General features: G+C 60.9%; 11 protein-coding genes and 1 pseudogene. 5 read left to right on the forward strand and 7 right to left on the reverse strand.

All coding sequences use genetic code 11. The annotated features are described in order from the left end of the window. Window positions 1–407 (forward strand): annotated as a pseudogene (locus L9Z73_RS14540) (transcriptional regulator); the annotation flags it as partial. A 105-nt stretch (window positions 408–512) separates the two neighbouring features. Next, on the forward strand, window positions 513–1,883 hold the full coding sequence (locus L9Z73_RS14545; RefSeq protein WP_247402071.1) for an MFS transporter: 1,371 nt from the start codon (window positions 513–515) through the stop codon (window positions 1,881–1,883). Between the two features lie 64 nt (window positions 1,884–1,947). Here the strand turns inward: L9Z73_RS14545 and L9Z73_RS14550 are convergent, their stop codons facing one another. Then, on the reverse strand, window positions 1,948–2,901 hold the full coding sequence (locus L9Z73_RS14550) for an adenosine deaminase (RefSeq protein WP_247402074.1): 954 nt from the start codon (window positions 2,899–2,901) through the stop codon (window positions 1,948–1,950). 192 nt (window positions 2,902–3,093) lie between these two features. On the opposite strand from L9Z73_RS14550, the gene L9Z73_RS14555 reads away from it, so the two are divergent. Further along, window positions 3,094–4,182 (forward strand): calcium:proton antiporter, encoded by a 1,089-nt coding sequence (locus L9Z73_RS14555; protein ID WP_247402077.1) that lies wholly within the window; start codon window positions 3,094–3,096, stop codon window positions 4,180–4,182. A gap of 35 nt (window positions 4,183–4,217) precedes the next feature. Here L9Z73_RS14555 and L9Z73_RS14560 read toward each other — a convergent pair whose 3' ends face one another. The 6 genes from L9Z73_RS14560 to L9Z73_RS14585 all read right to left on the reverse strand — a co-directional run bounded on the left by L9Z73_RS14560 (window position 4,218) and on the right by L9Z73_RS14585 (window position 10,245). Then, a complete protein-coding gene (locus L9Z73_RS14560) occupies window positions 4,218–5,576 on the reverse strand; it encodes an 8-oxoguanine deaminase (protein ID WP_247402080.1) in 1,359 nt (452 codons plus the stop codon). Between the two features lie 184 nt (window positions 5,577–5,760). Next, window positions 5,761–6,447, reverse strand: a complete 687-nt coding sequence (locus L9Z73_RS14565; protein ID WP_247402083.1) for an SDR family oxidoreductase — start codon at window positions 6,445–6,447, stop codon at window positions 5,761–5,763. Between the two features lie 56 nt (window positions 6,448–6,503). Beyond that, window positions 6,504–7,085, reverse strand: coding sequence for an IMPACT family protein (locus L9Z73_RS14570; protein ID WP_247402084.1), 582 nt, complete (start codon window positions 7,083–7,085; stop codon window positions 6,504–6,506). Window positions 7,086–7,097: 12 nt separating this feature from the next. Next, window positions 7,098–7,757, reverse strand: coding sequence for a TetR/AcrR family transcriptional regulator (locus L9Z73_RS14575; RefSeq protein WP_247402086.1), 660 nt, complete (start codon window positions 7,755–7,757; stop codon window positions 7,098–7,100). 87 nt (window positions 7,758–7,844) lie between these two features. Continuing rightward, window positions 7,845–9,236: a uracil-xanthine permease family protein gene (locus tag L9Z73_RS14580; RefSeq protein ID WP_247402088.1), complete on the reverse strand. Its 1,392-nt coding sequence runs from the start codon at window positions 9,234–9,236 to the stop codon at window positions 7,845–7,847. 88 nt (window positions 9,237–9,324) lie between these two features. Beyond that, a complete protein-coding gene (locus tag L9Z73_RS14585) occupies window positions 9,325–10,245 on the reverse strand; it encodes a LysR family transcriptional regulator (protein WP_247402090.1) in 921 nt (306 codons plus the stop codon). Window positions 10,246–10,370: 125 nt separating this feature from the next. On the opposite strand from L9Z73_RS14585, the gene L9Z73_RS14590 reads away from it, so the two are divergent. Together L9Z73_RS14590 and L9Z73_RS14595 are read left to right on the forward strand one after the other, a co-directional pair. Then, window positions 10,371–11,720 carry an aspartate aminotransferase family protein gene (locus L9Z73_RS14590; RefSeq protein WP_247402092.1) on the forward strand — a complete coding sequence of 450 codons (1,350 nt, stop codon included), beginning with the start codon at window positions 10,371–10,373 and terminating at the stop codon, window positions 11,718–11,720. Between the two features lie 39 nt (window positions 11,721–11,759). After that, a complete protein-coding gene (locus L9Z73_RS14595) occupies window positions 11,760–13,253 on the forward strand; it encodes a CoA-acylating methylmalonate-semialdehyde dehydrogenase (RefSeq protein ID WP_247402094.1) in 1,494 nt (497 codons plus the stop codon). Window positions 13,254–13,811 lie beyond the last annotated feature (558 nt).

Consider the following 13,811-nt stretch of genomic DNA (forward strand, 5'->3'; position numbering starts at 1 on the left):
GCACACCGCAGGCTTCACCGATGACGCTAGCGGCCCCGGCCCTGCTGCGTCATGCGCGGTTATGCCATGGCCACCTGGGTGGCGAGCTGGCGGCGCAGCTGTATCAGCGGATGATCGCGGCTGGGTGGATCGAGCGCTGCGAGCACCGCACCCAAGTCACGGTCAAAGGCGCGCAGCACCTGGCAGGCCTGGGCATCTTTACCCAGGCACTGGCGTTACCGCTGGCGTGTGACTGTTTCGATTGGAGCCAGCAACAACCGCATTTGGGCGGCGCGCTGGGGGCCGGGCTGCTGCAACTGTTTTTGCAGTCGAACTGGATCAGTGCGATCAACGAGTCCCGCGCCTTGCTGGTCAGTGACGTCGGGCTCGCGGAAATCACGCGGTTGGCCGGGCCCGACGCGCTCTGATGCCGGATGGCGTCGTTCAGAGTTGCGATCAGGTCGCACCCAGCAATAACCCGGAAAAACGATGCCCCACACTCCCAACAGGGATTTTTCACACGGGGATGGGGCATGGGTACGCACGGCTATAGCGCAGCAGAACGGCTGGAACGGTTGCCCATCAGCGGTTACCACCGAGTCATTTTTATCATCATCGCCCTGGCGTTTTTCTTCGACTCCATGGATCTGGCGATGATGACCTTCCTGCTCGGCTCGATCAAAACCGAGTTCGGCCTGAGCACTGCCCAGGCGGGCTTGCTGGCCAGTTCGAGTTTTTTCGGCATGGTGGTGGGCGCGTCGTTGTCCGGGATGCTCGCGGATCGCTTCGGGCGCAAGCCGGTGTTCCAGTGGAGCATCGTGCTGTGGGGGGGCGCCAGCTACTTATGTTCCACGGCGCTGACGGTGGAGACCCTGACGCTGTTTCGCATCCTGCTCGGCATTGGCATGGGCATGGAGTTTCCCATCGCGCAGTCGATGCTTTCGGAGCTGATTCCGGCCAAGAAGCGCGGGCGCTATATCGCGTTGATGGATGGCTTCTGGCCGTTGGGTTTTGTGGCGGCGGGGGTGCTGTCGTACTTTTTGCTGCCGGTGATTGGCTGGCGCGACATCTTCCTGGTGCTGGCGGTGCCAGCGGTGTTTGTGTTGGCGATTCGGTTTTTTATCCCGGAGTCGCCGCGCTGGCTGGAGCAGGCCGGGCGACATGCAGTAGCAGATAAGGTGTTGCTGGGGATCGAGCAGAAAGTGCGGGACTCCCTGGGCCGCGCCGACTTGCCGGAGCCCATTCGCCTGCCACGGGTGGAGAGTGTGCCGGGGAACTTCTTCTCGGCGTTCCAGCAGTTATGGTCGGCGCAGTATCGCCAACGCACGATGATGATCTGGAGTGTGTGGTTCTTCGCCTTGCTCGGGTTCTATGGGCTGACGTCGTGGTTGAGTGCGTTGTTGCAGCAGTCGGGGTTTGCGGTGACCCAGTCGGTGTATTACACGGTGATCATTTCCCTGGGCGGGATTCCCGGCTTCCTGATGGCGGCCTGGCTGGTGGAGCGTTGGGGGCGCAAGCCGGTGTGCGTCGTGACGTTGCTCGGCGGAGGGGTGATGGCGTTTCTGTATGGGCAAAGCGCAGTGTTCGGCGGCAATGTTGGCCTGCTGATCACGTCGGGGCTGTTGATGCAGTTCTTTCTGTTTGGCATGTGGGCGGTGCTGTACACCTACACGCCGGAGTTGTACCCCACTTCGGCGCGGGCGACGGGGTCCGGGTTTGCATCGGCGATCGGGCGGGTCGGGTCATTGCTCGGGCCGCTGGTGACCGGGCTGGTGTTCCCGATCACTGGGCAGGGCGGGGTGTTTGCCCTGGGCGCATTGTGCTTTGCGGTGGGGGCGTTGGTGGTGTGGGTGTTTGGGATGGAGACGAAGGGGAAGACGCTGGAAGAGTTGAGCGAAATTTAACCGGTAATACACAACACATCTGGGAGCGGGCCTGCTCCCACATGGTGAGTCGGTGTTTATTCGGTTATGGCTTCACCAGCCGCGCATCCAGGCTGTTTTGCGCCAGGCGTTTGGCCTGGTCCTGGGTCATGCCCAGGGCGGTGTGCAGCGCATAGAAGTTCTCGGTGACATAACCGCCGAAGTACGCCGGATCGTCCGAGTTCACCGTCACCTTCACCCCACGCTCGAGCATGTCGAGGATGTTGTGCTGGGCCATGTCGTCGAACACGCGCAACTTGGTGTTGGACAGCGGGCACACGGTCAGCGGGATCTGTTCGTCGATGATCCGTTGCATCAGGCGCTCGTCTTCGATGGCGCGCACGCCATGGTCGATACGCTGGATTTTCAACAGGTCGATGGCTTCCCAGATGTACTCGGGCGGGCCTTCTTCGCCGGCGTGGGCCACGGTGAGGAAGCCTTCGTGGCGGGCACGGTCGAACACGCGCTGGAACTTGCTCGGCGGGTGGCCCATTTCTGAACTGTCCAGGCCCACGGCCACAAACGCGTCACGGAATGGCAGCGCCTGGTCGAGGGTTTTCTCGGCTTCGGCTTCGCTCAAGTGGCGCAGGAAGCTGAGGATCAAACCGCTGGTGATGCCCAGTTGCTGCTCGCCATCTTTGAGCGCGGCGGCGATGCCGTTGAGCACTACTTCGAACGGCACGCCACGGTCGGTGTGGGTTTGCGGGTCGAAGAACGGCTCGGTGTGGATCACGTTCTGCGCTTTGCAGCGCAGCAGATAGGCCCAGGTCAGGTCGTAGAAGTCCTGGGACGTGCGCAGCACATCGGCGCCCTTGTAATACAGGTCGAGAAACTCTTGCAGGTTGTTGAAGGCGTAGGCCTTGCGCAGGGTGTCGACGTCGTTCCAGGGCAGCGCAATTTTGTTGCGTTCGGCCAGGGCGAATAGCAGCTCAGGCTCCAGCGAGCCTTCCAGGTGCAGGTGCAGTTCAGCCTTGGGCAGGGCGTTGAGCCAATCGTACATGTCTAAAATCTCATCAGGTGCAATGGCGGCATTCTACAGGCGATGACTGAAATAATCGGCAAAACCTGACCAGGAGGAGAGTATTGGTTCTATTCGCGCAAGGGCGATGCGAACTAAGATGTAACGAAACGTTAGCGGTGTAGTGCAGTCTGTACCCCATCCACGACTGATTTGCCGCACAAAAGGCCCGCAATGCTCACACTCCTCAAGCAAGAAAAATTCATGCTGCTGGCGCTGATTGCCGCCATCGCCGCGTACCCACTGGAGCACTGGATGCTCCATAACGGGCAAATGGTCGCGCTGCTGGCCGGCATGGCGCTCATCGGTTTTATCGTGGTCGCCTCGATGCGCGTCGCCCACCACGCCGAACAACTCGCGGAAAAGGTTGGCGACCCCTACGGCACTATGATCCTGACCCTGGCCGCCGTGCTGGTGGAAGTGGTGATCCTGGCGATCATGATGAGTCACGAGCCGTCACCGACGCTGGTGCGCGACACCATCTACTCGGCGGTCATGCTCGATATCAACGGCATCCTCGGCCTGGCCGCGCTGATGGGCGGCATCAAGCATGGTGAACAGTCCTACAATGATGATTCGGCGCGGACCTACAGCGTAATGATCCTCACCGCCATGGGCGTGTCGATGGTAGTGCCGGAATTCATCCCCGAAGCGGACTGGAAGATTTACTCGGCCTTCACCATCGGCGCGATGGTGGTGCTCTACACCCTGTTCCTGCGCATGCAGGTGGGCCCGCACAGTTATTTCTTCAGCTACAGCTACCCGGATAAACGCCGCAAGACGTTGCCGGAAGAACAGGCGCCGCCGGTGAACCTGGCACTTTCCATCGGTACGCTGGTGTTCGGGGTGATTGTGATCGGGGCGCTGGCCGAGGTGATGTCCAAGACCCTCGACCTGGGCCTGGAAGGCACGGGCGCACCGCCGGTGGTGACGGCGATTGTGGTCGCGGCCATCTCGGCGGCGCCGGAGATTCTGACCGCCTTGCGCGCCGCCCTGGCCAACCGCATGCAGTCGGTGGTGAATATCGCACTGGGCGCATCGTTGTCGACGGTGATCCTGACGGTGCCGGTGATGGAAGCGATGGCGCTCTACACCGGCCAGCCGTTCCAGATGGCGATGACACCGGTGCAAAGCGTGATGGTGTTGATCACGCTGATCGTCAGTGCGATCAACCTCAACGATGGCGAAACCAACGCCATCGAAGGGATGACCCACTTTGTGTTGTTTGCGACCTTTATCACGTTGTCGCTGTTAGGGGTGTAACCGGTTCTTCCGCGTCCCGCAGAACGGTGTTTGGCTCAGGTTCCGGCGATGAGCTGGCGGGCGGCCTGGCTGTGATCGGCGATCAAGCCTTTCAAGTCCAGGCCTTCAACCTGGCCGTCGATCACCCGCCACTTCCCGCCAATCATCACCCGGTCCGCCCGGTCGGCGCCGCACAACAGCAGCGCCGAAATCGGATCGTGACTGCCGGAAAAGCGCAGCTCATCCAGTTTGAACAGCGCCAGATCGGCCTGCTTTCCTACGGCTAACTCACCGATATCCGAACGGCCGAGCAACTGCGCCGAACCTTTGGTCGCCCAGCCCAGCACGCCTTGCGGGGTGATCTTCTGCGCGCCATAACGCAGGCGCTGGATGTACAGGGCCTGGCGGGCTTCGAGGATCATGTTCGACGCATCGTTGGAGGCCGAGCCGTCCACGCCCAGGCCGATCGGGGCCCCGGCGGCGAGCAGGTCCAGGGTCGGGCAGATGCCGGAGGCCAGGCGCATGTTCGAGCTTGGGCAATGGCAGATACCGGTGCCGGCGGCGCCCAGGCGGGCGATTTCATCCGGGTTGAAGTGAATGCCATGGGCCAGCCAGGTGCGCGGGCCGAGCCAGCCGACGCTGTCGAGGTAGTCCACGGTGCGCAGGCCAAAGCGTTGTAGGCAGAAGTCTTCCTCGTCGAGGGTTTCCGCCAGGTGTGTGTGTAGGCGCACGTCGAGGCTCTCGGCCAGTTCGGCGCTGGCTTGCATGATTTGCGGGGTGACGGAAAACGGCGAGCAGGGCGCCAGGGCGATCTGGATTTGCGCGCCATCGCCGCGTTCGTGGTACTGGCGGATCAGGCGTTGGCTATCGTCCAGAATCACCGCGCCCTGTTGCACGGTTTGTTGCGGCGGCAAGCCGCCGTCGGCTTCGCCCAGGCTCATGGACCCGCGAGTGAGCATGGCGCGCATGCCCAGTTCGCGCACCGCGTCGACTTGCACGTCAATGGCATGTTCCAGGCCGTCCGGGAACAGGTAGTGGTGGTCTGCCGCCGTGGTGCAGCCCGAGAGCAGCAATTCCGCCAGCGCGACTTTGCTGGCCAGGGCGAGTTTTTCCGGGGTCAGCCGCGCCCACACCGGGTACAGGGTTTTCAACCAGGGGAACAACGGTTGATTAACCACCGGCGCCCAGGCGCGAGTCAGGGTCTGGTAGAAGTGATGATGGGTGTTGATCAGGCCCGGCAGGACCACATGTTCGTGGGCGTCGAACACCTGTGTACAGGGCAGTGCAGGCGCTTGCCCGATGCCCAGCAGTTCGCTGATCACACCGTCTTGCAGCACCAGGCCACCACGGGCATCGAGGCCATTGGCAGTGAAAATCGCGAGGGGGTTTTTTAACCAGATACGGGTCGCAGGCATGGGCCGGCTCCTCTGAATGATGGGTTCAGGTTTGCCAGCTCAGTGTTGCCCTGTCTGCTGATCCAGGGTCGCCGGTGAGGGCGAGGTGGCTAGATTACGTGTAGTTCTAGACCCGGTCTACCTGTAGGAACGTGCTGCTCTCGAGTTCATCGCGAGCCAGCTCGCTCCTACATTTGATCGAGGCTTACCAGGGAATGGTGTGGCCCCGGTAGTCCACGAAGTGGTGGCCGCCTTTGCCGGTGTAGGCATTCACCTGATCGAGCAGGCCGCGCACGCTGGTCTCGACATCGATGAGCGCGTTTTCGCCGCCCATGTCGGTCTTGACCCAACCTGGATGCAGCGACAGCACGGTCATTTTTTGCTCGCCGAGCTGGGTGATAAAGCTGTTGGTCATCGAGTTGAGGGCGGCCTTGCTCGCCTTATAGAGCGCCAGGTCGGAGCCGTCGGGGATGGTCACGCTACCCAACACTGAACTCATGAACGCCAGCACGCCGGAGTCCTTGCGGATCTGCCCGACAAAGCGCTGGGCCAGGTTGATCGGCGCTACCGCGTTGGTGAAGAACAACTGGCCGACTTCTGCCAGAGTGGCGTGGCCAGGCTCCTGGTTCGCCGGGCCCTTGACGCCGGCGTTGACGAACAGCAGGTCGAGCGTGCGGTCTTTGAGGCGCTGGCTGAGGGCGATCACGGCTTGCTGATCGTCCATGTCGAGTTTCTCGATCTGTACCGGGCCCACGGCTTTCAGGGCGTCGGCCTTGTTCGGGTCACGCACGGTGGCGGTCACGTCCCAGCCGTCCTTGAGCAATTGCTTGACCAGGCCAAGGCCCAGCCCGCGTGAGGCGCCGATGATCAGTGCGGTTTTTGGCGTAGACATGAAGAGCTTCCTTTAGCGTCGCGGTTCAGGGAGTTCAGCGAACAACAGTAGCAGTATCAACGTTGCAGCAGGATACGCCCCCGGCTCAGGTCGGCAAGTTGGTTTTGCAGCGTATCGATGTGTGCTTCGCCCAGGGCCAGTTGCAGCTCCACACCGTTGGCGGTGAAGTGTTCCTCCGCCACCAGCCCGCCGAGTTCGGCGACGCGCAACTTGACCAGGTTCAGCTCGGAAAACCCGCAGGCACAGCTCAATGGCACGCGGCTGATCAGCTCAATGCGCTCGGCCATTTGCAGGCATTTATTCGCGCCGCCGCCATACGCCCGCGCCAGGCCGCCGGTGCCCAGTTGGATGCCGCCGTACCAGCGAATCACCAGCACCACCACCTGATCAAAGCCTTGGGCCTCGATGGCGGCGAGGATCGGCCGCCCGGCGGTGCCGCCAGGTTCGCCGTCGTCGTTGCTGCGGTACTGGTCGGCGAGCTTCCAGGCCCAGCAGTTGTGCGTGGCGTTCAGGTCACTGTGCTGCTCGATGAACGCCTGCGCTTCTTGCGCACTGGTGATCGGTGCGGCGAGGGTGATAAAGCGGCTTTTGCGTATTTCTTCGCGAAATTCGCAAAGGCCGATGAGCGTGAAAGGCATAAGAGGCGTCGTCTAGATGGCAGGCTTGATGCCACAGCCTTTGAGAATGATATGGATCAGGTTGGTGCCGGCGTCTTCCATATCTTGCTTGGTCAGCTTGGTGCGCCCGGTGACGCGGCAGATCTGGGTGGCGAAGTCGGCATAGTGCTGGGTGCTGCCCCACAGCAGGAAGATCAGGTGGACGGGGTCGACGGGGTCCATCTTGCCGGCGTCGATCCAGGCCTGGAACACCGCCGCCCGGCCACTGAACCAGGCGCGGTAGTCCTGCCCGAAGTATTCGGTGAGGCATTCGCCGCCGCTGATGATCTCCATGGCGAAGATCCGCGAGGCCTGGGGCTGGCGTCGGGAAAATTCCATTTTGGTGCGGATGTAGCGGGTGAGGGCCACGGCCGGGTCGTCCTCGGCGGTCAGCGCGTTGAAGGTGCTGTCCCACAGTTCGAGGATATTGCTGAGCACCGCGATGTACAGGCCCAGCTTGTTGGTGAAGTAGTAATGCAGGTTGGCCTTGGGCAGCCCGGCGCTGGCAGCAATGGTGTTCATGCTGGTGCCCTTGTAGCCGTGACGTGCGAACTCGTCTTCAGCCGCTTGAAGAATCGCTTGCTCGTTCTTTTGCCGAATACGGCTGGCGGGCTTCCCGGCGTGGGTGCTGTGGGCAGGAACTTCGAGGCTCATGGAGGTTTCCGTGCTGATCGATAGAGACGACGTATGCACAGATAACCCACCCTCAAGCCTCAGACAAGTCCTGAAGCAATAAAACCATTAAAGCGGTTCCAGCGTATCGCTTTGCGGCGCGCTGTTTGCGGCGGCGCTCGCTTTGGCTTCCGGCAGTAACAGGCACAACGCGATGGCGGTCAGCCCGCCGCTGGTGATGGCCGAGTCGAACAGGTTTTGTACCAGCGTCGGCATCAAGTGCAGCAGGTTCGGTTGGGCGGCAATGCCCAGGCCGACGCCAAACGAGGTGGCGATGATCAGCATGCTGCGTCGGTCCAGCGGCGCCTGGGCGAGAATACGCACGCCGGCGGCCGCCACGCTGCCGAACATCACCAGGGTCGCGCCGCCCAATACCGGCTTGGGGATTTGCTGCAACACCGCGCCGATCGACGGAAACAAACCGAGGCAAAACAGCACCACGCCGATGTACAGGCCGACATAACGGCTGGCCACGCCAGTGAGTTGGATCACGCCATTGTTCTGGGCGAACGTGGTGTTGGGGAACGCGCTGAAGGTGGCGGCGATCATGCAGCTCACCCCATCGCCAAGTACGCCGCCCTTGAGTCGGCTTATATAAGAAGGGCCGCTGATGGGCTGGCGGGCAATCATGCAGTTGGCGGTGAGGTCGCCCACGGTTTCGATGCTGCTGATCAGATATATCAGCGCGATCGGTAGGAAGGCGCTCCAGTCGAAGTTGAAACCATAACGAAACGGAATCGGCAGGCTGATCAACGGCAGATCGGGCAGGGCCTGGGGCACCAGTTTTCCGCTGAACCAGGCCGCGAGGCTGCCGAGGGCCAGGCCGATGATGATCGCCGAGAGACGTACCCAGGGTGTGTTCGAGCGGTTGAGCAAGATGATCGTCAACACCACGAACAGGCCCAATGCCAGGTTGATGGGCGCGCCGAAGTCGGGGGCATTAAAGCCACCGCCGAGGTCGGTGATACCCACTTTGATCAGGCTGATGCCGATCAGGGTAATCACGATGCCGGTGACCAGCGGAGTGATCACTCGGCGCAGTTGCCCGATAAACCGGCTCAGGACGATTTGTACGGCGGCGCCGAAAAAACACACGCCGAAGATCATCGCCATGATGTCTTCCGGGCTGCCGCCGCGTTGCTTCACCAGGAAGCCCGCCGACAGGACGGCGCCGAGAAACGCAAAGCTGGTGCCTTGTAGGCAGATCATGCCGGCGCCGATGCCAAACGGCCTACGTGCCTGGATGAACGTGCCGACACCGGAGACCATCAGCGCCATGCTGATCAGGTAGGGCAGGTGAGCTGCCAGGCCCAGGGTGGAGCCGATGATCAACGGCGGCGTGATGATGCCGACGAAGGCCGCCAATACATGTTGCAGGGCGGCCAGTAGGGCGGGCAGGGGTTTTGGGCGGTCGTTGAGGCCGTAGATCAGGTCGCTGGGGCTGGAAGTTTCTGGTGGCATGGCGGGCAAACTCGAGTCGGACGGTTCTAGGTCCTTGTGCTCTTGCAAAAAGCTGTCCACTTGCTCAGCTTTTTGCGCAAGGCCCGAATTAGCGGGTTGCCGCTAGGCTCTCGAGGAAACTTTCCAGCACCAAATGAGGGCGGCGCCCCTTGCGCGTGACCGATGCCAGGCTCAAATCGTAAAAACGTGTAGTCGGTTTCAGCGCGCGTAGTCGGCCTTGTTGCACCCACAAGCTGGCGTAGTGATCGGGCAGGTAGCCGATGTAGCGGCCGGTGAGGATCAGGAACGCCATGCCTTCGCGGTCCGAAGCGCTAGCGGTGCAGTTGAGTGCCTGGTAATGGGCCTGGATCTCGGCGGGCAGGCGAAAGGTGGGGGCAATCGCATCCTGGCTGTCGATCCGTATATCGTCCAACTGCTTGTCGTCGGCGTAGAACAGCGGATGGCCGACGGCGCAGTAGAGCAGCGAGCGTTCGCTGTACAGCGCCTGGTATTCCAGGCCGGACAGCGCGCTGGCCTGGGGCACCACGCCGACATGCAGGCGGCCGTCGAGCACGCCCTGTTCCACTTCATTGGGGGCAATCATGCGGATCTGGATCTGCACGTCCGGGCCGCGTTCCTTCAACTGTGCCAGGGCGTGGGTGATGCGCATATGGGGCAGGGTGACGAGGTTGTCGGTGAGGCCGATGGTCAGTTCGCCGCGCAAATGCTGGTGCAGGCCGTTGACCTCGGTGCGAAAGCTTTCCAGGGCACTCAATAGTTGCAGCGCCGACTGATAGACCTCGCGGCCTTCTTCGGTCAGGGAGAATCCGGCACGCCCGCGCTGGCACAGGCGTAATCCCAGGCGTTGTTCCAGATCGCTCATCTGCTGGCTGATGGCCGAGCGCCCGATGCCGAGCACGGTTTCCGCCGCCGAGAAGCCGCCACACTCCACCACACTGCGAAAGATGCGCAGCAGGCGAATATCGAAGTCGCTGACTTGGGCCAGCGGATCGGGTCGACGGATGCTCATAGTTTAGTGAAGACCTGACTGAAGGTTAGAAGAGTTGGGTTTCACCGACTTTATCCCCATGGCAATTTAGCTGCAAGAACGCTTTTCAATCCCGACGCTGCCTTTTGCCTTGCGAGGTTTTGCTGATGAACATGCCCGAAAACGCCCCTTCGTCCCTGGCCAGCCAACTGAAGTTGGACGCTCACTGGATGCCTTACACCGCCAACCGTAACTTCCAGCGTGACCCGCGCCTGATCGTGGCCGCCGAAGGCAGTTGGTTGACCGATGACAAGGGCCGCAAGATCTACGATTCGTTGTCGGGCTTGTGGACTTGCGGCGCCGGGCACACCCGCAAGGAAATCCAGGAAGCGGTCGCCAAGCAACTGGGTACCTTGGACTACTCGCCGGCCTTCCAATACGGTCATCCGTTGTCGTTTCAACTGGCGGAAAAAATCACCGACCTGACCCCTGGCAACCTCAACCATGTGTTCTTCACTGACTCCGGCTCCGAGTGCGCCGATACGGCGGTGAAGATGGTGCGTGCATACTGGCGCCTAAAAGGTCAGGCCACCAAGACCAAGATGATTGGCCGTGCCCGTGGCTATCACGGGGTGAACATCGCCGGCACCAGCCTAGGCGGCGTCAACGGCAACCGTAAAATGTTTGGTCAGGCGATGATGGACGTTGACCATCTGCCTCACACCTTGCTGGCGAGCAATGCATTCTCGCGCGGCATGCCGGAGCAGGGCGGTATTGCGTTGGCCGATGAACTGCTCAAGTTGATCGAGTTGCACGACGCATCGAACATCGCCGCCGTGTTTGTCGAGCCGATGGCTGGCTCCGCTGGCGTGCTGGTGCCGCCGCAGGGCTACCTCAAGCGTCTGCGTGAGATTTGCGATCAGCACAACATCCTGTTGGTGTTCGACGAAGTGATCACCGGTTTCGGTCGTACCGGCTCGATGTTCGGTGCCGACAGTTTCGGCGTGACCCCGGACCTGATGTGCATCGCCAAGCAAGTCACCAACGGCGCGATCCCGATGGGCGCGGTGATTGCCAGCAGCGAGATCTATCAGACGTTCATGAACCAACCGACGCCTGAGTACGCGGTGGAATTCCCCCACGGCTACACCTACTCGGCGCATCCGGTCGCTTGCGCGGCTGGGCTGGCGGCATTGGACCTGCTGCAGAAGGAAAACCTGGTGCAGAGCGTAGCCGAAGTCGCCCCGCACTTTGAGAATTCGCTGCACGGTTTGAAGGGCAGCAAGAACGTGATCGATATCCGCAATTACGGCCTGGCCGGCGCGATCCAGATTGCCCCGCGTGACGGTGATGCCATCGTGCGTCCATTCGAGGCCGGCATGGCCTTGTGGAAAGCCGGCTTCTACGTGCGTTTTGGCGGCGACACCCTGCAGTTCGGGCCGACCTTCAACAGCAAGCCGCAGGACCTGGATCGCTTGTTCGATGCGGTCGGCGAAGTGCTGAACAAGATCGACTGATTTCTCCTTCTATATAGAACAACTTTTCAGGAGCCCTGCATGAGCCTTATCCAGCATTTGATCAACGGCCAGTTGGTCAGCGAGTCCGGTCGCACTGCCGACGTGTACAACCCGTCCACCGGCCAAGTGATTCACCAGGTGCCGCTGGCCAGTCGCGAAACCATCCAAAGCGCGATCGACTCGGCCAAGGCGGCATTCCCGGCCTGGCGCAATACGCCGGCGGCCAGGCGTGCCCAGGTGATGTACCGTTTCAAGCAGTTGCTGGAGCAGAACGAAGCGCGTATCTCGCAGTTGATCAGCGAGGAGCACGGCAAGACCCTGGAAGACGCGGCAGGGGAATTGAAGCGTGGGATCGAGAACGTGGAGTACGCGTGCTCGGCGCCGGAAATTCTCAAGGGCGAGTACAGCCGCAATGTGGGGCCGAATATCGATGCCTGGTCGGATTTCCAGCCATTGGGCGTGGTGGCCGGGATTACTCCGTTCAACTTCCCGGCGATGGTGCCGTTGTGGATGTACCCGCTGGCGATCGTCTGCGGCAACTGCTTTATCCTCAAACCGTCGGAGCGTGATCCGAGTTCGACGCTGTTGATCGCGCAATTGCTGCAGGAGGCCGGTCTGCCTAAAGGCGTGCTGAGCGTGGTGCATGGCGACAAAGGCGCGGTGGATGCGTTGATCGAGGCACCGGAGGTCAAGGCCTTGAGCTTTGTGGGCTCGACGCCGATTGCCGAGTACATCTACGCCGAAGCGACCAAGCGCGGCAAACGCGTGCAAGCGCTGGGCGGTGCGAAGAACCATGCGGTGCTGATGCCGGATGCGGATCTGGATAACGCGGTCAGTGCCTTGATGGGCGCGGCGTATGGTTCTTGTGGTGAGCGTTGCATGGCGATCTCGGTGGCCGTCTGCGTGGGTGACCAGGTGGCGGATGCATTGATCGCCAAGTTGGTGCCGCAGGTCAAGGCGCTGAAGATTGGTGCGGGCACGTCGTGCGGTCTGGATATGGGGCCACTGGTCACCGGTCAGGCGCGGGATAAGGTCAGTGGCTATATAGAAGACGGCGTGGCTGCGGGGGCTGAGCTGGTGGTCGATGGCCGTGGCTTGAGCGTCGCAGGGCATGAGCAGGGTTTCTTCCTTGGCGGCAGTTTGTTTGATCGCGTGACGCCGCAGATGCGTATCTATAAAGAAGAGATCTTCGGGCCGGTGCTGTGCGTGGTGCGGGTCAATAGCCTGGAAGCGGCGATGCAGTTGATCAACGATCACGAGTATGGCAACGGCACGTGCATCTTCACCCGTGACGGTGAAGCGGCGCGTCTGTTCTGTGACGAGATTGAAGTGGGCATGGTCGGCGTGAACGTTCCACTGCCGGTGCCAGTGGCCTACCACAGCTTTGGTGGCTGGAAGCGCTCGTTGTTTGGTGACTTGCATGCTTATGGGCCGGATGGGGTGCGCTTCTATACCCGGCGCAAGGCAATTACCCAGCGCTGGCCGCAACGGGCCAGTCATGAAGCGTCACAGTTTGCCTTCCCTAGCTTGTAAGACGTGTTGAAAGCCGGCCCTTTGGGGCCGGTTTTCGCGTTTCTGGGGCCTTTTTGACCTATATGACAGAATTGTGAAGAAAGGTGTTGACGGCAAATCCTGGACGTCTATAATTCGCCCCACTTCCGGCGCAGTCGAAACGGAAAACTCCTTGGTAAACAAAGAGTTATACGAGATTCGACAGCGGCCTGCTTCAGTTCATCGAAGCCTGGAATGAGTTGGTAGAGCAGTGTTGTTTGGCTCTATTAACGTTTCGATCTTCTCGGTCGAAAGCGGAGAAAAAGAGGTGTTGACAGCAGCGTGTAACGCTGTAGAATTCGCCTCCCGCTAACGAGAGATCGGAAGCGCAAGTGGTTGAAGTTACAAAGGAAACTTTGAAAACTTCTTAAAACAATCACTTGACAGCAAATGAGGCTGCTGTAGAATGCGCGCCTCGGTTGAGACGAAAGATCTTAACCAACCGCTCTTTAACAACTGAATCAAGCAATTCGTGTGGGTGCTTGTGGAGTCAGACTGATAGTCAACAAGATTATCAGCATCACAAGTTACTCCGCGAGA

The sequence above is a fragment of the Pseudomonas emilianonis genome, from assembly GCF_023072625.1.
In the GTDB taxonomy this organism is placed as follows: Bacteria; Pseudomonadota; Gammaproteobacteria; order Pseudomonadales; family Pseudomonadaceae; genus Aquipseudomonas; species Aquipseudomonas paraveronii.